The 20,029-nt window shown below is 45.3% G+C and carries 21 protein-coding genes; 2 read left to right on the forward strand and 19 right to left on the reverse strand.

Annotation, left to right across the window (positions count from 1 at the left end; genetic code table 11):
* Positions 1-40: 40 nt before the first annotated feature.
* Complete coding sequence (locus NST25_RS20895) at positions 41-607, forward strand: XRE family transcriptional regulator (protein WP_038572428.1); 567 nt, start codon at positions 41-43, stop codon at positions 605-607.
* Positions 608-824: 217 nt separating this feature from the next.
* Complete coding sequence (locus NST25_RS20900) at positions 825-2,129, forward strand: MFS transporter (protein WP_081383403.1); 1,305 nt, start codon at positions 825-827, stop codon at positions 2,127-2,129.
* A 488-nt stretch (positions 2,130-2,617) separates the two neighbouring features.
* Here NST25_RS20900 and NST25_RS20905 read toward each other — a convergent pair whose 3' ends face one another.
* The 19 genes from NST25_RS20905 to NST25_RS20995 all read right to left on the reverse strand — a co-directional run bounded on the left by NST25_RS20905 (position 2,618) and on the right by NST25_RS20995 (position 20,029).
* Positions 2,618-3,712, reverse strand: coding sequence for a prephenate dehydrogenase (locus NST25_RS20905; RefSeq protein ID WP_036676253.1), 1,095 nt, complete (start codon positions 3,710-3,712; stop codon positions 2,618-2,620).
* 46 nt (positions 3,713-3,758) lie between these two features.
* Positions 3,759-4,856, reverse strand: coding sequence for a histidinol-phosphate transaminase (gene hisC / locus NST25_RS20910; protein WP_076127634.1), 1,098 nt, complete (start codon positions 4,854-4,856; stop codon positions 3,759-3,761).
* 60 nt (positions 4,857-4,916) lie between these two features.
* Positions 4,917-5,741: a tryptophan synthase subunit alpha gene (gene trpA, locus NST25_RS20915; RefSeq protein ID WP_076127517.1), complete on the reverse strand. Its 825-nt coding sequence runs from the start codon at positions 5,739-5,741 to the stop codon at positions 4,917-4,919.
* Complete coding sequence (gene trpB, locus NST25_RS20920; RefSeq protein WP_076127515.1) at positions 5,738-6,937, reverse strand: tryptophan synthase subunit beta; 1,200 nt, start codon at positions 6,935-6,937, stop codon at positions 5,738-5,740. Before trpB ends, trpA begins: the two co-directional genes overlap by 4 nt.
* Entirely contained in the window at positions 6,934-7,611 is a 678-nt protein-coding gene (locus NST25_RS20925; protein ID WP_076304034.1) for a phosphoribosylanthranilate isomerase, read from the reverse strand. The genes trpB and NST25_RS20925 overlap by 4 nt, the downstream gene beginning before the upstream one ends.
* On the reverse strand, positions 7,604-8,434 hold the full coding sequence (gene trpC, locus NST25_RS20930) for an indole-3-glycerol phosphate synthase TrpC (RefSeq protein ID WP_339187832.1): 831 nt from the start codon (positions 8,432-8,434) through the stop codon (positions 7,604-7,606). The genes NST25_RS20925 and trpC overlap by 8 nt, the downstream gene beginning before the upstream one ends.
* Positions 8,424-9,464: an anthranilate phosphoribosyltransferase gene (trpD, locus tag NST25_RS20935; RefSeq protein WP_175617300.1), complete on the reverse strand. Its 1,041-nt coding sequence runs from the start codon at positions 9,462-9,464 to the stop codon at positions 8,424-8,426. Before trpD ends, trpC begins: the two co-directional genes overlap by 11 nt.
* A gap of 40 nt (positions 9,465-9,504) precedes the next feature.
* Complete coding sequence (gene trpE / locus NST25_RS20940) at positions 9,505-11,070, reverse strand: anthranilate synthase component I (RefSeq protein WP_076127509.1); 1,566 nt, start codon at positions 11,068-11,070, stop codon at positions 9,505-9,507.
* 432 nt (positions 11,071-11,502) lie between these two features.
* Entirely contained in the window at positions 11,503-11,877 is a 375-nt protein-coding gene (gene aroH, locus NST25_RS20945) for a chorismate mutase (protein WP_076127508.1), read from the reverse strand.
* A complete protein-coding gene (aroB, locus tag NST25_RS20950) occupies positions 11,871-12,974 on the reverse strand; it encodes a 3-dehydroquinate synthase (RefSeq protein ID WP_076184012.1) in 1,104 nt (367 codons plus the stop codon). The genes aroH and aroB overlap by 7 nt, the downstream gene beginning before the upstream one ends.
* Before the next feature lie 2 nt (positions 12,975-12,976).
* The gene (aroC, locus tag NST25_RS20955; RefSeq protein WP_076134686.1) at positions 12,977-14,146 is read right to left on the reverse strand and encodes a chorismate synthase; all 1,170 of its coding nucleotides are present in this window, start codon (positions 14,144-14,146) and stop codon (positions 12,977-12,979) included.
* A gap of 192 nt (positions 14,147-14,338) precedes the next feature.
* Positions 14,339-14,500 carry a hypothetical protein gene (locus tag NST25_RS20960; protein ID WP_169744788.1) on the reverse strand — a complete coding sequence of 54 codons (162 nt, stop codon included), beginning with the start codon at positions 14,498-14,500 and terminating at the stop codon, positions 14,339-14,341.
* A 105-nt stretch (positions 14,501-14,605) separates the two neighbouring features.
* Positions 14,606-15,409, reverse strand: a complete 804-nt coding sequence (locus NST25_RS20965; protein ID WP_036676236.1) for a protein-glutamate O-methyltransferase CheR — start codon at positions 15,407-15,409, stop codon at positions 14,606-14,608.
* A 27-nt stretch (positions 15,410-15,436) separates the two neighbouring features.
* On the reverse strand, positions 15,437-15,880 hold the full coding sequence (gene ndk, locus NST25_RS20970) for a nucleoside-diphosphate kinase (RefSeq protein ID WP_076127503.1): 444 nt from the start codon (positions 15,878-15,880) through the stop codon (positions 15,437-15,439).
* Positions 15,881-15,979: 99 nt separating this feature from the next.
* The gene (locus NST25_RS20975; protein ID WP_076127501.1) at positions 15,980-16,948 is read right to left on the reverse strand and encodes a polyprenyl synthetase family protein; all 969 of its coding nucleotides are present in this window, start codon (positions 16,946-16,948) and stop codon (positions 15,980-15,982) included.
* Positions 16,945-17,805 carry a menaquinone biosynthesis protein gene (locus NST25_RS20980; RefSeq protein WP_076127500.1) on the reverse strand — a complete coding sequence of 287 codons (861 nt, stop codon included), beginning with the start codon at positions 17,803-17,805 and terminating at the stop codon, positions 16,945-16,947. Before NST25_RS20980 ends, NST25_RS20975 begins: the two co-directional genes overlap by 4 nt.
* Positions 17,806-17,809: 4 nt before the next feature.
* On the reverse strand, positions 17,810-18,412 hold the full coding sequence (locus tag NST25_RS20985) for a flavin prenyltransferase UbiX (protein ID WP_036676229.1): 603 nt from the start codon (positions 18,410-18,412) through the stop codon (positions 17,810-17,812).
* On the reverse strand, positions 18,412-19,284 hold the full coding sequence (locus NST25_RS20990) for a UbiA-like polyprenyltransferase (protein WP_076184015.1): 873 nt from the start codon (positions 19,282-19,284) through the stop codon (positions 18,412-18,414). The genes NST25_RS20985 and NST25_RS20990 overlap by 1 nt, the downstream gene beginning before the upstream one ends.
* Entirely contained in the window at positions 19,277-20,029 is a 753-nt protein-coding gene (locus tag NST25_RS20995) for a demethylmenaquinone methyltransferase (protein ID WP_139329851.1), read from the reverse strand. The genes NST25_RS20990 and NST25_RS20995 overlap by 8 nt, the downstream gene beginning before the upstream one ends.

The raw sequence follows: 20,029 nt of genomic DNA on the forward strand, positions 1-20,029 counted from the left end.
ATATACTAGCTATAAAGTTATTTGTTGAGGTGAATTTGAAATGGATGAAATCGATGAATCAAAACAACTGGTACTACAAATCGGCGGTGCCTTGAAAAAGTACAGAAAAGAAAAAAACATGAGCTTAGACGACTTAGCGGAATTAACGGGCGTAAGTAAACTTACTCTGGGGAATATCGAACGTGGCGAGACAAACCCAACTTTGGCGATAATATGGAAAATTTCAAAAGGCATATCTTTGCCCCTATTAGCTTTGTTCAAATCTGAAGACCCTGTTAGTTTGTATCGAGCAGGCGAAGGTCTCCGGTTTTCTAATGATCAAAAGAATTGGATCATAGAACCCGTCTTTAAAAATGTAAGCAACGATATTGAAATGTGTCGGGCTTACTTACAGCCAAATAGTTCGTATCACCCTGAAGGTCATCATGTGAATACAACTGAAATTGCGACAGTAATGACTGGTTCCATTGAAATACGAGTCGATGGAGAAATGTACACATTAAATCAATATGATACGATCAGTTTTCGTGCAGATCGCCCTCACTCTTATACCAATCATACGAATAGCGAAACAGTGCTCCATATCTCCTTAAAATATGGTTTCTAAAAGTCGAAAATTTCACCTATTACATGCAACTCAGTATTCCATTCTAAATGGAAACTCTGAGTTGTATTTTTTTATCTATTATAAGCATTTCAAGTTATAGAACCATCTCAATAAAGTAAACTTTAAAATACTTATTGTTAAATTTAATATACTATACTATACTTTCATTGTCCGCGCGGATATTAGTACGCATTAATTCTGGGAGGGAAAATGAAGAATGCCGAATAAAAAATTCGTACCATCATCTTTAGGGCTGCTACTACTCGGCATTATTATTATTGCCGCAAATTTACGTGCTCCCTTAACCTCGGTCGGTCCTTTAGTGGGTCTCATAAGGGATGACGTTCATATTTCCAATACTTTAGCAGGCTTGATCACAACGGTACCTTTACTTACCTTTGCTTTATTATCGCCTCTAGTACCAAAACTAGGACGTAGGTATGGAGTTGAACTTTTAATTTTGTTTGCCCTGATCTTTTTGACTGTTGGAATTGTAATACGTTCTTTATCTGGGGCTGCAAATCTGTATATTGGAACTGCAATTCTTGGATTTGCAATTGCCGTTTGTAATGTATTAATGCCAAGTTTAATCAAACGTGATTTCCCTAATAAAATCGGTGCCATGACTGGTGTATTTGCAATTTCAATGAGTTTATCTGGAGCGATCGCCTCGGGAATCAGTGTACCGCTAGCTGCAAACGCAGGTTTAAAATGGCAGGGTGCATTGGGAATTTGGGGGATCCTAAGCTTTGTATCGATCCTCTGCTGGTTGCCTCAATTAAGGAAGCGTACGAAGCAAACAGCCTCGACGAGTCAACAGATGACCGGCAATGATGTGAATGTTTGGCGTTCCCCTCTTGCCTGGCAAGTAACCTTGTTTATGGGGATGCAGTCTATGATTTTCTATGTGCTGATCGCATGGTTGCCTGAAATTTTAAAACAGCAAGGCATTGACTCAAGCCAATCAGGATGGTACCTCTCAATAATGCAGTTAGCACTGCTTCCATTTACCTTTATTGTCCCCGTTATTGCAGGGCGAATGTCAAATCAACGTTCGTTAGTGTTCATTACAACCATTTTGCTTTTGACGGGAACGCTCGGACTGCTTTACGGAAGCTCCAACATCATTCTGTTGTGGATCATCATACTCGGAATTGGTGGAGGCTGTGCCTTTAGCTTGTCCATGATGTTTTTCGGTTTACGTACTAAAAATGCGCATCAAGCAGCGGAACTGTCTGGTATGGCGCAATCGATCGGATATCTGCTTGCCGCAATTGGTCCTGCCCTTATAGGATATTTGCATGACACGACAAATAGTTGGAACGTGCCACTTTTCATACTGCTTGGAGCTTCGGTCTTACTCTTTATTGTCGGTCTAGGAGCAGCAAGAAATCGTTTTGTAGGTAGCCAAGCTAGTTACGAAGAAACAAACTCAAGTACCAGAGAATTTCTTGGAAGAAATACTGATCGAAATGAAGAAAGCGAGTTGGGGAACAGTTGCAACAAACCAAACCTAAATTAGAGTCTTCGGGTATTAATCCGGAAGCATTTTGCGGCACTCCTTTCTTTGCTTCGTTGATCAAAAAACATTTAGCTTGTACGAAGACGCTATCGGACACAGTTGACCTTAAACGCAGCATTAATCCACATTTGGGATGCTAACGGACCGCATAGTAGCTATTGGCACGAAAAACACCCAATATAAGCCTCTTTATGTGAAATAGCGTCTGTGGAGTCCGAAAGACTGCTTCAAAGGCAAAAAACGAGCAAATAACGTCATTAGGGTCCGTAAGTACTAGGTGGTACTTATACTGGTACTTATACTGGTACTTATACTGGTACTTATACTGGTACTTATGGTGGTACCGATGCCGATGACGATACTGACGGCATGTTGAAATAAGCAACCAATAACCCAAAAAACAAAAAAATAGCGATTCTCTATTCACATGAGAATCGCTATTTTACTGTTTTTTATGATTTAAAAATGAACCCGAACTAACCTTAATACTACACGTATACCGTATAATCATGATGCTGCAACAGGATCTTCGCCCGCTCCATATCGTTCTCCTGACGGAAAGAGAGACGCATAATCCCCGGAACATCTTCACGGCTTTCGATAATTTGTACGTTGCTAAGGTTAATTCCTTGATCCCCCAGCTCTGTAGCAATACGACCGATAATCCCCGGATGATCCGGTACATCAATATGTAGGTCAAATAAAGGTGCTATCATACCTTTACGCCGTTCAGGCAATTGACTACGGAAGCCATTGGCTTCATGAAATGCCTCTTCAATCCCTACACCATCTTCACTTTCCAGCAAACGAACAAAAGAAGAAACTTCCTCGTTCCAATCCTTCAATAAACGAAGCATCACTGAACGATTGTTTAACAAGATATCACGCCAAATAATTGGATCACTGGACGCAATCCGTGTAATATCCCGAAAGCCCCCTGCAGCTAACGTACTATACAAGGAGTCAGTATCATCATAAGCTTTAATCTGATTTACCAGCGCAACGGCAATAATATGTGGCAAATGACTAATGGCGCCTACAATCTCATCATGACGTTCTGGATTAAGGCGTACAATCTGCGCTCTAGTAAGGTGGAGTAAGGACTCCAACGCATGATAAGCCTCGTCTGGCACTCCCGGTGGAGGCGTTAATACGTAATAGGCATTCTCAAACAACAGCGATGAAGCTGCCTCAACACCTGAACGCTCTGATCCTGCCATAGGGTGACCGCCGATAAAATGTACTCCAGGAATATCCAAAGAGACCGCGCATGCGGCAATACTAGCTTTCGTACTTCCAACATCTGTAATGATGCAGCCGGGCTTGAGCGGCAATTTGCTTAACTGCTGCAAATAATCCTCTAGCATACCCACCGGCACACATAAAAAAATGAAATCGGCATCGATTGCCGCTTCCTCCACAGACAATGTGGCACTATCGACCACACCTCTGCTAATATACTTACTCGCGGATTCAGGACGGTGGGCATGGCCAACGACGGTCAGGCCCTCCTTGCCTTTAAAGCAAAGGGCCAGTGAGCCTCCGATCAGACCGACACCGAATATTGCTATTTTTGTCGTCATGTTCTTTGAACTACCTGCCTTCTTTAGTCTTGACTTGCTGTTATTACTAAGCGCGTACTCCACTCTCTATAAGAGTTTGTTCCAGCGCGGTGATAAAAGCTGTATTCTGCTCAGCCGAGCCTACAGTAACCCGAATATAAGTCGGATAAACCTGATGACCCGCTCTTACGATGATTCCTTTACGCATCAAAGCATCAAAGACCTCTGTAGCAGGCTTACGAACATCTACCATGATGAAGTTCCCGTGTGCCGGGAAGGATTCTAGACCCAGACGTTTGAATTCACCTTGCAATTGGACAATACCCGCGCTATTAAGACGACGGCATTCCTGTACGTAATCTTGATCATTCAAAGCAGCAAGAGCTGCAGCTTGAGCAAGTCGTGAGGTATTAAAAGGCTCACGTACCTTGTTGATCAACGAAATGATCTCAGGACTCGCAACACCGTATCCAATACGCAATGCAGCTAAGCCATAAATTTTGGAGAATGTGCGAAGCACAACCAGATTCTTGTAACGAGTCAGTAACTGGATACCATTGGAGTATGAAAGATCTGTTACATACTCACAGTATGCCTCATCAAGGACAACCATTACATTGGAAGGCACAGCATCCAGGAAAGAAACCAAAGCTTCCTCTGGAACAATCGTACCTGTTGGGTTATTCGGATTACAGATCCAGATAACCTTAGTGCGGTCCGTTATACGGGCCAGCATCCCATCCAGATCATGTGTACCTTTTACAAGTGGCACCTCAATAGATACCGCACTTTCGATGTCTGCGTTACTCTTATACACGGAGAAGGTTTGGTCCGCCATGATTGTCTCATCACCCGGTAAGAAAAAGGCACGAGCAATAAGTGCAATAATCTCATCTGAGCCACAGCCAAAAATAATATTGTCGTTATTCACGCCAAGACGGCTGGAAAGTGCTGAAGTCAATTCAACGGCTGAGCCGTCCGGATAAAGATAAAGATTCTCAAGTTCTGCTAGAATTGCTTCTTTTGCACTCGGTGAAGCTCCATACGGGTTCTCATTGGATGCAAGCTTAATAACCTCACTTAAGCCAAGCTCCTTCTTGACTTCGTCTATAGGTTTCCCTGGTTTGTAGACAGGGAGATTAACTATATTCGGTTTTGGATTCATACAATAGTCCTCGCTCTCCATAGTTGATTACTCCACTATACACAGGTCAGAATGACACTGTTATGGTCTTTTTAATTGTGCCACAAATTCTCGAATTTGCAACAGTCCCTCATTCCGCGTAGCAGGATGATCGAGCAACGGAATTACCTCTTCTATTTTGCGGACAATGGCACTCCCTACTACAACACCATCGCAAATCTGAGCAAAACGGGCAACCTGTTCGCCAGTAGAGATCCCAAATCCTACAGCCACTGGCAGATCCGTAGCTTGACGAACGGAATCAATAAAGGCTTCTACATCCGCATGGAAAGAGGATCTTTCTCCAGTCACCCCTAATGAAGAGACACAATAGATAAACCCGCTCGCACCGGATACAATCTTTGCAATACGTTCGCTTGAGGTGGGTGCAACTAAAGGAATGAGGTTGACTCCAACTTCATCACTACGGCGCCGCATCTCCGCTGATTCCTCAACGGGAAGATCCGGGATAATAAGTCCGCTAATTTCATGCTTGTTCAGATCAGCAAAAAACGTATCTAGACCCATTTGCAGGATAGGATTGTAATAAGAAAACAAGATAAATGGCAAACTGCTGCCGGCTTCACGAGCCTTTAACGCGGTCTCCATGCAAGTGCGCAGGTGAACTTCACCCCGCAGTGCCCGGGCAGATGCTCGCTGAATTACAGGGCCGTCTGCAAGCGGATCAGAGTATGGTACTCCTAGCTCCAGAATATCTGCCCCTGCTGTCTCCAGTTCAGTGATGATGGCAAGAGTAGTCTCCAAATCTGGATCTCCAACAGTCAGAAAAGGAATCAATGCGGTCCGGTTCTCAGCTTTAAGCTTCCGGAATACCAAATCCATCCGGTTTGTAGTTTGGGTTGTCATTCAGTTCCCTTCCCTTCTGTATACGCCATAATGGATTCTACGTCTTTGTCTCCCCGGCCTGACAGGCAGATGACAACAATATCATCCTTAGTAAGGGTTGGACCCATTTTTACAACATGTGCTATCGCATGCGCCGATTCTAACGCTGGAATAATGCCTTCCGTTACGCATAGCAGCTTCAGTGCATCTAGCGCCTCTGCATCTGTAATCGGGACATATTTTGCGCGTTCGATATCTTTTAGATAGGAGTGTTCAGGACCCACACCAGGATAATCCAGGCCTGCGGAGATGGAATGTGCTTCTGTTACTTGTCCATGCTCATCCTGCAGGAGATAACTCATCGATCCCTGGAATACGCCATGAGTTCCTTTACTCATTGTTGCCGCATGAAAAGGGGTATCAATGCCTTTACCAGCCGCCTCTACACCAATCATACCGACATTTTCATCCTCAACAAATGGATAGAACATACCGATGGCATTACTGCCACCGCCTACAGCAGCTACGAGCACATCCGGCAGCCTTCCTTCAGCCTCCAGAATCTGGCGCCGTGTTTCATCCCCAATAACCCGCTGAAAGTTACGAACCATCATCGGATAAGGATGTGGTCCTACAGCTGAACCCAATATATAGAAGGTATCATCTACATTGCTAACCCAGTAGCGAAGCGCTTCGTTGCCGGCATCTTTTAAAGTACGCGATCCGGAAGTAACGGGAATCACTTCTGCACCAAGCAGCTTCATCCGGAATACGTTAAGGGCCTGGCGACGTGTATCCTCTTCCCCCATAAACACCTTACATTCCATTCCTAGCAAAGCTGCAACTGTAGCTGTGGCTACACCATGTTGACCCGCACCCGTCTCAGCGATTACTTTCGTTTTTCCCATCATTTTGGCCAGAATCCCTTGACCAATCGCATTGTTAATCTTATGGGCACCTGTATGATTCAAATCTTCACGCTTCAGATATATTTTAGCTTCTCCCAGATGTTTGCTCAGACGCTCCGCATAATACAGCGGGGTCTCCCGTCCGGAATACTGCTTTAATAGATAATCTATTTCTTCCTGAAAAGCTGGATCTGCCGAAAACTTACGGTAAGCCTCCTCCAACTCAATCAATGCATTCATCAAAGTCTCGGGCACGAAGCGGCCTCCGAATGAACCGAAACGTCCATGCTGGTCCGGTACTTGTATCATGATTGCTTCACCCTTTCCACAAAAGCTGTCATTTTTTGAATATCCTTAATGCCGTCAGTCTCTACTCCACTCGACACGTCTACCCCATAAGGGGCATAGGTATCAAGCAATTCACCAACATTATCTGTATGAAGCCCTCCAGCCACAAACAAGGGCAAGTCATGTTGTACTGCAATTTCTTGGTAAGCAGGTAATTTATTCCAAGCGAACGTTCGGCCGGAGCCGCCACTCTGCAATGGATCATAAGTATCTAATAAAACCGCATCTACTGCAGCTGCGTAATCTTCCAAGCTATATTCATTTTCAGCTTTATCCCGCTCTTGATCCGCAACGGATAGTGCCTTCCATACCTGAACCTGTGGATAAGCTCGGCGAACCTGCTGGCAAAAAGCTGGACTCTCCTGTCCATGAAGCTGAATTACATCTAAATGCACCACAGACAGCAATTCGTTCAACTCATCCAGCTCCGGATTAACAAAAACCCCGGCAGCCTTAGGAATTTCACCAGTCTTCCAATTTGGAAGCTCTGCAATCAGTTCGGCAGCACGCTCTATGGATACCTTCCGGCGGCTAGGTGCAAAAACAAATCCGATATAATCTAGTGGTAAGTGTAACATAGATTTTAGCACTTCAACGTCCTGAAGTCCACAGATTTTTACTAATGTCTCAGCCATGCCGGACACGGTCCTTTCCATTAGGAAGCTCACCGAGCAGACCGTTAACCGCATCCTCTACGTTAGCTTGACGCATTAGATACTCCCCAACGAGCACTCCGTGAGCACCAGTAGTTCTTAGGTAGCCGATGTCTGTTGACCCGGAAATTCCACTTTCGCTGATCACTGGAACACCTTGCGGCACAAGAGCTGCCAGCTCGGCTGTTGTCTCCAAAGAGGTCTCAAAGGTACGTAGATTACGGTTATTAATTCCTAGCAGGACGTTAGGTTGGGTTATCTTTTCTGTGCTCAGTACAACCGCCAGTTCATTCCGGTCATGCACCTCAATCAAGATATCCAATCCAAGCCCTGAAGCTATATCTATAAAATGAGACAGTTGTGCCGGTGTCAAAATAGCGACGATTAACAACACGGCATCCGCTCCGAGAAGACGTGCTTCGTAGATCTGCTTCTCATCGATAATAAAATCTTTGCGAAGCAGCGGCAGATTTACAGCTTCTTTCACTTGCTGCAGATAAGCTGCGCTGCCCTGGAAATATTCTGTGTCCGTCAGAACAGATAAGCAATCTGCACCTCCAGCTTCATACCCTTTTGCAATGGAAACAGGATCAAAATCCTCACGGATCAACCCTTTGGAAGGAGAAGCCTTCTTCACCTCAGCGATCAAGCCCATATCTCTGTTCTTCCCTTGGGTCAGAGCCTTACGAAAGCCTCTTGTTGCCGGAAGAAGCGCAATATCACGCTCTGCTTGTGCCAGCGAAAAGTTTTTACTGAGCAGTTCAACCTCTTTAATCTTAGTCGCGACAATTTTATCAAGATACATAATTAAGTTCCTCCGTCATAGCTACAAGCTGATTAAGCTTGGATAGTGCCTTGCCTGAATCCACTACATCTTTTGCTCTCTCTACGCCTCCGGCCATGGTATCTGCCAGACCAGCAACATATATACAGGCTCCGGCGTTAGCAAGAACGATATCGCGATAAGGATTCATCTGCCCTTGAAGGACCGAGGTAATAATCGCCGCATTTTCAGCTGCATCTCCACCCAGCACAGCTTCCAGTGGATGTCTGTTAAGACCTAATGCCTCTGGCGTTACCTCATACGTGGTTACGATGCCCTCTTTTAGCTCAGACACTAATGTAGGGGCCGAGATGCTGATTTCATCCAGACCATCCAAGCTGCTAACAACCATCGCACGCTTGGACCCCAGCTCCTTCAGTACATTAGCCACCGTCTCTGTCTTATTCCGATCATAAATCCCCAGCAGCTGACGGTCAGCACCAGCGGGATTCGTAAGCGGACCAAGCATATTAAAAATCGTCCGCACTCCAAGCTCTTTACGCGGTGCCGCCGCATGCCGCATCGAAGGATGATAGATTTGCGCGAATAAAAAACAAATGCCGATTCGATCCAAGCATTCCCGGGCCTGATCCGCATTCAGATGAATGTTGACGCCCAAAGCTTCAAGTACATCTGCACTTCCTGCTCTACCGGAAGCTGAGCGGTTGCCATGTTTGGCAACTCGTACCGAAGCCGCTGATGAAATAATCGCTGAGGCGGTAGAAATATTAAACTTATGGATGCCGGAACCGCCCGTACCACATGTATCTAGCAGACGCGCTTTTTCAGTAAGGACAGGTGTGCCGAAACCTCTCATGGCTTCCGCAAACCCCGTAATCTCCTCCACGGTCTCTCCCTTAATCCGTAAAGCGGTCAGCAGTGATCCGATTTGCGCCTGTGAAGCCTCTCCCAGCATGATTGCACCCATTATATCCCGTGCTTCTACACGTGTCAGACTTTTGCCTTCGATTAGTCCAGCGATTCCTGATTGTATCAATTTTGTTGCATCCATAATGTTCATCCTCCAGCCTTAATGTAATCTTTTTTATTAATCAAACCACCTGTTCAGGGGTATATGCGTACATGTAATCTTGATTGATGACTTGTTTCTCTTTTATCTCGGGTGGGAACATAGCCTCTGCCATACGAATAGCTTTTAGCATGCCCTTCGCTTTATTCACCGTCTCTTCATACTCTTTCTCCGGAACCGAGTCCCAAACGATACCCGCCCCAGCCTGCACATATGCTCTGCCCTTACGGAAGATGATTGTACGGATGGTGATACATGAATCCATATTTCCCGAGAATCCCAAATATCCAATCGCCCCCGCATAAGCACCACGGGCTTCTCGCTCCAATTCAGCAATAATCTCCATTGCCCGTAGCTTAGGTGCTCCTGAGACAGTACCAGCTGGCAGACAGGAGAGAAAGGCATCAAAGAAATCTTTATCCTCGCTAAGCGTGCCTGACACATTCGATACCATATGCATGACATGAGAGTATCTTTCAATTTCCATAAAGGAATCACATTTTACAGAACCGAATTTGGACACTCTTCCTAAATCATTACGACCTAGATCAACTAGCATCAAATGCTCTGCACGTTCTTTTTCATCCTCCAGCAGCTCCGCGGCGTAAGCACGATCCGAAGCTTCACTTTCACCTCTTGGTCTTGTTCCGGCAATCGGCCGTGTCTCCACACGATTTCCATCTACCTTTACGAGCGCTTCCGGTGAGGTTCCAACAATAATCTCTTCATCCATTTTCAAATAATACATATATGGAGATGGGTTAAGCGTCCTGAGCATCCGGTATACATGCAGTGGAGAAACTTCCGTTTCAATATGCAGGCGCTGCGACAACACCACTTGAAAAATATCGCCAGCCCGAATGTATTCCTTCGCTTGTTCTACGTTGTTGATATATTGTTCTTTAGTAAGGTTGGAATGAATCTCACCCAGCTCAATATCCTGCGGAATACTGCGGCGGTTCACATTTTCCTTAGGCCCTTCCTTCTGCAGCTCTTCGGCCATATCCTCAAGCTTACGACTTAAGCTTTCGTAATTGGATTTGATATCTGAGTCCGTATCACCGTCTTTAACATGCAGGTTGCCAACTAGGAGAATTTGTTGTTTCACATGATCAAAAACAATGATGCGATCACAGAACATAAACCGGATATCATCCATTTGGAGATCATCTACTGGATGCTCAGGCAGCTTCTCATAATATTGCAGCAGATCATATCCAAAAAATCCGATAGCTCCTCCAGTAAAAGGCGGCATCTCATCCAGCTTAGGGCTACGGTATGAACGAAGCAGCGCCTTAAGCTCCTCAATCGGCTTTCCATGCAGCTGTTTTTTCTTACCGTCGATCTCTACGTTAATCGCACCCTTTTTTCCCGATATCATTAAAAAGGGATCGCTGCCGATGAACGAATACCGGGCCCATTGTTTGCCACCCTCTACACTTTCTAGTAAGAACGCGCGGTCACGTTCAGCAAAACGTTGGAATAACCGGATAGGTGTTTCCATATCAGCCAGCAGCCGCTTCACAACAGGAATCAGATTATAATCCTGCGACAGCTTTACCACCTCTTGAACACTCGGATTCGTCATTTTTAGATGCCCCCTTAGTTATATAAATCTTTCCGAAACACAGAAAAACCCTCTACCAAAGTAGAGGGTTTGTGTAAGTAAGTATATGTTTTTGAGCAATGATCAGCATCGTTATATTGTGCCTACAGACTTATCTCTAAATAAGATACATCAGAGATGTGAAATATCACTCCCGTACATATCAAAATAAAGACTCTGCGTACACAAAAACTGCTAATCAGGCATAAACGTCTTCAGCGTCCTTATAAGGACGGTAAGCGTATATGCGTGAAATATAAGAATGTATAGAACAAAGCTTATACTTTCTTATATTCGCAAAAATTTCTTGCACTCTGCTCAACTATACTCATCTCAACTCAACTAAACTCTTCTATACTCGGCTAATTACACTATACATGATGACAAGGGTCATTGACAACCCACAACTCAAATTTAAGACTTACTCTGCGACAAATCCGGACGAAGCTTCTGAGCTTCATTCAGATACACATGGCGGATCTCACGCTGTGATTTATCCGTATTAAACTGCACCATTAACCGGATACACATCGGCAGGCTGCCTTTGACCGGGATCTCCGTAGAACACATAAGCGGCACCATTTCCCAGCCCTCAATCTCACGTATGGCTCTTGCCGGAAAAGTAGCATCCAGATCATTGGTCATCGTAATCCATACATTGCTAATATCCTCAGCTATAACATTATTGCGTTCAACGATCTCCCGCAGCAGCACAACGGTTTCACGCAAAATCTCTGTTTCTTCGTTATTAATCACGGTAGTTGCTCCGCGAATCCCTCGATTTACCACGGTTTTCCCTCCTTTTTAAGCTCTGCGAGAACCTCTCGCACAAGCGATTCCTGTACATCGTTTACAATACTAACGGCTCCTATGGCATCAGGCACAATAAAAGTCATTCTGCCTTCTTTGAATTTCTTATCATGCATCATCGCTTCCATTAGCTCCTCTTCATCATATTCAGAAGGAAGCTGTATAGGCAGTGAAAGGGCAGATAACATAGATACTGTATCCTCATAAATGGATCGGTCACGTCCAAGCTTTACAGCCAGCAGCGCCGAACCCGCCATACCAATCGCAATCGCTTCACCATGCAAAAACACACCATATCCGCCAACCGCTTCAATAGCATGGCCGATCGTATGGCCTAAATTCAGGATCGCCCGAAGTCCATGCTCACGTTCATCGTTCGCCACGACATGAGCTTTGATCGCACAACCGCGCTCAAGGGCATAACCCAGGGCTTCAGCATTCAGAGCAAGCAGCTCATCAGCATGTTCACGGCACCAATATGCGAATTCTTTGTCCATAATCAGACCATGCTTCACTACTTCAGCTAAGCCAGAAGAGACTTGGCGCGGCGGAAGCGTGCGAAGGGTATCCAAATCGTAAAGCACCAGCGAAGGTTGATAGAACGCACCAACCATATTTTTGGCTAGTGGATGATTGACAGCCACTTTGCCGCCTACGCTGCTGTCATGGGCTAGAATCGTCGTTGGAATTTGTAGAAATCCTATTCCTCGCATGTAGGTAGCTGCTACAAAACCAGCTAAATCACCAACAACCCCGCCACCTAAAGCCAACACCGCTGAGTTGCGATCCAGTCCCGCTTGAATCGCGGTCGTCATAACCTCTTCATACACGGTTAATGATTTGGATGCTTCCCCTGCCGGCATAATATGGCTTACTACGGTATAACCTTGCTGACGTAGAGCTTCTTCAAGCGCCGGTAAATACCGTGGAGCTACTTCACTATCACTCACAACCAGTAGCGGGCTACGAGTGGACAGTCCAGCCTCAGCACAGTACTGGGCAATGTTCTGCAGCAGACCACTACCGATGTGGATTGGATAAGAACGATCTCCCAAATCTACATTGATTGTACGCATGATTAATAACTCTCCAATTGTGCAAGATAGTTTTCATAATTCGCTTTAATTTCTTCGAGAGAATCCCCGCCGAATTTATCAAGAAATGCTTTAGCAACTTCCCATGCCACTACGCTTTCCAGAACCACACATGCCGCTGGAACTGCACATGCATCCGAACGTTCTACTTGAGCAGTAAAAGGTTCTTTCGTATCGATATCTACACTTTGAAGTGGCTTATACAAGGTAGGAATAGGCTTCATAACACCACGAACCACTACCGGCATGCCATTCGTCATCCCGCCTTCAAAACCGCCTAAACGATTGCTTGCGCGATAGTATCCTTTAGAAGCTTCATACATAATTTCATCATGGACTTGCGATCCACGCAATTTACCTGCTTCAAACCCAATGCCGATTTCAACGCCTTTGAAGGCATTAATCGACATTACTGCCCCAGCAATTGCCCCGTCTAACTTCCGATCTGACTGTACATAGCTGCCAAGTCCAATGGGCAGTCCTTCGACGATACATTCAACGATTCCACCGATGGAGTCGCCCTCTTCCTTGATCTGATCTATGTAAGCCTCCATTTTCTGTTCTGTTTCTTTGTCGACAACTCTGACAGAAGACTGTTCTGTCCGTTCAATCAGCTCATCGATAGGCAGATCATTTGCAGGAGCCTCAATTTCACCAATGCGAATGACTTGACCTGCTACTTTCACACCAAAAGCTGCCAGCAGCTGTCTGGCTACAGCGCCACATGCGACTCTGGCTGCGGTTTCGCGGGCACTGGAGCGCTCCAGAACGTTGCGAAGATCCGTATGATTGTACTTCAATCCACCATTCAAATCTGCATGTCCAGGACGCGGCCGATTTACCCGGCGTTTTTCTTCATCACTGCCTGGAATAGGTTCAATATTCATAATGTTCTTCCAGTGAGTCCAATCCTTGTTCTCTACTACCAAGGCTACCGGAGCACCCGTAGTATAGCCGTGACGTACTCCACCTACAATCTGTGCCGTATCTTTCTCAATCTGCATGCGGCGTCCACGTCCGTATCCCTTTTGTCGACGATGCAATTGAAAGTTAAGCTCTTCAAAATCCAAAGTTAAATTACTTGGCAATCCCTCAATAATAGCCGTTAGCTGGGGGCCGTGCGTTTCCCCCGCTGTTAAATAGCGTAAACTCATGATGTCTTCCCCCTTTTATACTTTTAAACTGTAAACCGCTAAAATCCTATGATCTTTGCTCATTATAGTATAGGGAATCCGCTTTGACAAGAAAGGGATCTCCCTAGAAACACTGTATGTATACCGAAATAAAAAGCGCCATCCATACCCTTAAGAGTATGAATGGCGCTCCTCGGCTGGGTCCTCAGCTTGTTAGCTGCCGAGCCGCTGGCTTGGTGGAGGGAATGTAGACTTACGCTCTTCCAGCTGCAGAAGGCGCTCCAATTGCATTTCCTCCACACCGAGAATTTGCCCGCACTCACGAACGGTGATAAAGCCTCGTTTGTACGCGGCAATGACCTTGCTTTTGTCCATCGGTTTAACTTTCCTTTCACTTAGCGTACAGATTCTACTATCCAGTATCACTGAACTTTTGCGAAAGTATACCTTTGAAGTTAATGGCGAAGGAGCAAAAAGTATTTATTTTTTACGATAGAAAAAAGTTTCCGTCGATTCAAAGCCATATTGAGCCGGTGTAAAGATTTGCTCTGTGCTGCCCACAAACAAATAACCACCCGGACGTAAGCTAGCCGAAAACTTATGATAGAGCTTGTTCTTCGCTTCTTCAGTAAAATAGATCATTACATTGCGACAAATAATAAGATCGAAACCTTCGTCGAACTTGTCCAAGAGCAAATTTTGTTTGCGGAAATCTATATTTTTCTTAAGTGAATCGCTGACCTTGAAGACAGGGCCTTCCGGCGTAAAATAACGTGCTGCCACGTCTTTCGGCACATCCTTTAAAGAACGTTCCAAATAAAGACCCTGCTTTGCTTTGGATAAAGCGCCATCATCAATGTCAGTGGCAAGAATACCTGTCTGCGCCAATATATTCTTGTCCGACAAAATCATAGCCAGCGTGTAAGGCTCTTCGCCTGTGGAACATGCCGCGCTCCACAGCTTTAATTTGCGGCCCGACTGCTGGAGGTCAGGGAGGATAATATCCCGCAAAACTTCCCAGCGATTCGGATTCCGCCAGAACTCAGAGACATTGATCGTCATTCGATCTAAAAATTCATAAAATAAGTCCTTATTTTTCATCATCGCTGCAAAAAAATCACTGAAGGTATGATAACCATTCTTCATCCGAAGAGTCGTCAAACGCCGCTTCATCTGTGCTTCTTTATATTGAGCCAGATCAATTCCGGTGCTTTGTTTAACGTTGTGAATAAATCCGCTATAATCTGGATCTGTTGTTAATGCTGCAACATTACGATCAGACATGTTAATCCCCTGCCTCCCACCTGGACCTTACATCCAGACTGCGATGTCTTTGTTATACTGATTCAGTTCATCTGGAGCAAAGAAATTAGCAATTTCCCGTTCTGCACTTTCAGGCGAGTCTGATCCATGAATTAAATTAAGTGGTGTATGGCTGGCAAAGTCGCCACGAATCGTGCCTGGCAGAGCTTCTCCAACTTTTGTTTTGCCTATGAGTGTCCGGGATAAAGTTACGACATCATCGCCTTCCCATACCATTGCAAACACTGGACCTGAAGTGATGAAAGAGACCAGCTCTGAAAAAAAGTCTTTGCCTGCATGCTCAGCATAATGTCTTTTCGCTTGATCCTCACTCACTGTAATCAGTTTAGCAGCGACCAATTTAAACCCCTTATCCTCAAAGCGGGCAACAATACGCCCTATTAATCCACGTTGAACTCCATCAGGCTTGACCATCAGATACGTCTTTTCCATAGAAGCACTCTCCATTTTCCCATTTGAAGGGTTGTTTTGACGCTATCTTAACAGAAACATTGCTTTCTGGAAACGTTTAATTTCAATCTCACCAGAAGATCAATAACTTCTACCTGTTATAAAATACGCAATATCGCGCAGATTGCGCTTAGTCTTATTGTTAGGCAATTGTTCCAGCGCCGCCAGCGCCTTGTCGATATAACGTGAAGCGAGCTCCTCAGAACGGGCGATTCCGTCTCCGGAAAGAATGAGATCAATCGCATGTCCTACCGTGCTATGTCCCTCACGTATAGACTTCAGTTCCTCAAGCAATGACTCGCGCAGTCGCTCATCCTCAAGACTATAAATCACTGGAAGTGTAATGTTTCCTTGCCGCATATCACTGCCCGGAGGTTTACCGATCTGTTTCTCTGTGCCTGAGAGATCCAGTAAATCATCACGAATCTGGAACGCCATACCCACGTTATATCCATAATTATAAAGCAGACGAGCTACTTCTGGATCTGCCTCAGCAGCAAGAGCGCCGAGTTGGCAGCTAACTGCAATCAGCAGGGCTGTTTTGCGGCGGATACGCCGTAGATAATGACGTACACTTTGCTCACTGTTGAAAAAGTCACGAATCTGCTCCATCTCTCCGATCGACATTTCGATCATCGCCTTAGACAGAATTTGATGAATTCGTGGATTCTTCAGCTCCGTAGTCATAACCAGCGCTTTTGCATATATGTAGTCACCAGTGTACATGGCAATTTTATCGCCCCATTTTGCTTTCACGGTGAGTTCACCACGGCGCAATTCTGCATCGTCGATCACATCATCATGGACCAGTGAAGCGCTATGGATCAACTCTAACGGTATCGCCACCCGTTTCAGTTTTTCCAGATCATACTTACCGAATTTCCCGCCCATTAGGACAAATACGGGACGTAATCTTTTGCCGCCTGCCTTTAATAAATGCAGGGAGGTTTCTGTAAGCAGATCGTCATCCCCCTGTACACTGCGGTACAGCTCTTTTTCAATCTGATCCATATCTCTGTTCAGTAATCCGAATATTTGCAGTCGTTTCATTCTTTCACCCGTGTCAACAGTTTATGGCTCCAAATCTCCATCTTCACTTCCTGCGGCAGCAGGCCCATCTCATAGGCATAGCGGAAATAGAGGTTCAAACCTTGCTGCTGCCTTTCTCCAAAATCATAACATAAATTGCGGAAGTACCCTTCCCAATAAGACTTTGTTCCTCCAATGTTAGAACAAGCTGCTTGTACAATAGGATCTAAATCTCTCAATCCCCGCATTTTACTCTCGGCAAAAGCCTCTGCAATCTCAGAAATAGCTTCCGGTTTGTCCTCCGCAGCCTTTCGATTCACTGCCCAGACCGCAAAGGTCATCCCTAAGCCCGTCCATTCCTTCCAAACCTCAGCTAGATCAGTAACGATATAACCTTGATCCTGCCATGAGGCCTTAATAGCATTATCACCAATTAATAAACAGGCATCCGCTTCATGCATCATGTCATCCAAATCAGGATTAGCGCTAATATACTCCGGTTTATTGCCAAAAGCTTTTTCCATTAAAATTTTCAGCAAATTTACTGAGGTTGCAGAAGTATTCGTAACAGCGATCTTACCGCTGCCAATCTGAGCAAATGGCACCCTGGAAAAAAGGAATATTGATCTCACAGGACCGTCCGCGCTAACCGATAAATCAGGTAGAAGTAATAATTTGTCACTGGCCTCAGCATAAGCAAAAGAGGATAAAGCACCTACATGAATAGTTCCACGGCTCATCCCCTGATTAAGAATGGCAGGTACCTCACTCACCATCTCTGCAGGATATTTCAGTGCAGAGGGATGAAAATTGTGAAATACCGGCCATGAGTTGGTATAGCTGATTTTGCCAATGATGGTGTGGCTGTTATTGTCCATCCTTTCAATCCCCCCATCTTCGAAATAAATTGTGTTCAATATTAAAGCTGTCAAGCACTTTGCCCACCATGAAATTAATCAGATCATCCATACTTTGCGGCCCAAAATAAAAAGCCGGCATTGCGGGAATCATCCGAACTCCCAGACGGGACAGCTTCAACATATTCTCTAGATGAATAGCATGCAGTGGAGTCTCACGAGGTACAAGCACCAGTGGGCGGCCTTCCTTGAGCATAACGTCAGCAGCACGTGTCATCAGATTATCAGAGGTCCCATTCGCTACCGCGGATAATGTTCCCATAGAGCAAGGCATAATAATCATCCCTTCCACACGAAACGAACCACTTGCAATGGATGCGCCGATATCCGCAACAGGATGATAAAGCAGAGAACCGGGATAGCCTTTGAACCTTTCGTTCAAAAAGCCCTCCCGGTCTGATGCGATATAGCCAAGTTCTTCTTTAAATACGCGCCAGCCCGCATTGCTAACTACCAAATGCACGGAGTAGCCTAGTGACAGCAAGGTTTCAGTTAGACGAACACCATATATCGCACCGCTTGCTCCTGTAATTCCAACCACGATGTTTTTCGGTTTAGTAAGCGTCATTAGTAGAACTGCACCACCAAGTCAATCAAAGTGAAAGAGAACACCACGATGCTCAATACGCCGTTCATAGTGAAAAAAGCAGTCTGCAGACGGCTCAGGTCACTCGGAGATACAATGTAGTGCTCATAAAAGAGAATGATATATGCGATGATCATGCCTGCTACATACCACCAGCTTAAATCCGTCATAAACAGCAACGATACGAATCCAATCGCCGTGAGAATGTGAAATACGCGGGCAATAAAGAGTGCACCTTGAACCCCGAACCGAACCGGAATGGACTTCAAGCCCTCTTTTAGATCAAACTCAACATCCTGACAAGAATAAATTACATCAAAACCTGCAGTCCAAAACACAATAGTGAAATAAAATACCATTGAAGTCCAATTCACACTACCAGTTACAGCTACCCAACCGCCTAAAGGTGCAAGCGCAATGGTCAGACCGAGGATAAGATGGCAGGCCCATGTAAAGCGCTTAGTAAATGAATAAATGACAAGAAGGAAAACTGCGATCGGCAAGAGCTTGGCCGACAAAGGATTCAGCTTAAAGGCTGCCCAAAAGAGTAAGAAAAACGAAATGCCGATAAAAATGACGACTTCACCGATCTTCAATAATCCTGCAGGAATAGCTCTTCCCGCTGTGCGTGGATTCTTAGCATCACTTATCCGGTCAATCAGTCGATTCAGCCCCATAGCAGCGCTCCGTGCCCCAAACATAGCCACTACGATCCAACCAATCTGGCTCCAGGTAGGTAGCGTGCCAGACATGACAACGGAACCAAGTAAAGCGCCCATAAAAGCAAAAGGTAAAGCAAATACCGTATGTTCAAACTTGATCATTTGTAAAAAGATACCGATTTTCTTAAACATTCCCGTTCTCCTTGAGCCCAATATGTAATGCCGCGATGCCTCCGGTCAAGGGGAAGGATTCCACTTTTTGCAGTCCGGTTTCACGGAAAATAGCAGCTAATTGCTCCCGGTCAGGGAACAGCGCCAGCGATTCTGGCAACCATTTGTATTGCTCATACCTTTTAGCGAATAACTTGCCCAGCAATGGGAGTACACGCTGAAAATAAAAGAAATAGATACCTTTAAACGGTTGTTTCATCGGCTTGGAAAGCTCCAGGCAGACCACCATTCCTCCGGGCTTCACCACTCGTTTCATCTCGTTCAGCACTTGAACAAGATCCGGTACGTTGCGGAGTCCAAAACCAATCGTTGCATAATCAAATGCGTTGTCTTCAAAAGGCAACTCCATAGCGTTGCCCTGTACGAGAGAGATCCGGTCCTGAAGCTTGCGCTCCTCCACCTTACGGCGCCCCACTTCAAGCATGCCTGCACTGAAGTCGAGCCCTATCACATTCCCTGTCTGTGAGGCTTCGGCCAAGGCAATGCTCCAATCGCAAGTGCCGCAGCATAAGTCTACAGCTGAATCCCCGCGCTTCATACCCATCTTCTTCATCGTGAACTTACGCCAAGCCTTATGGCGGCGAAAGCTTAAGATGTCATTCATCAAATCATATTTACCTGCAATACTCTCAAACACCGAGTGCACAAACTGTTCCTTCGGCTTGCTGTTATCACCCACAGCAGTTGTAGTTTTGTCCATAGTCAT

Origin of the sequence: Paenibacillus sp. FSL E2-0190, assembly GCF_037992965.1 — a bacterium.
Lineage (GTDB): Bacteria > Bacillota > Bacilli > Paenibacillales > Paenibacillaceae > Paenibacillus_AQ > Paenibacillus_AQ odorifer.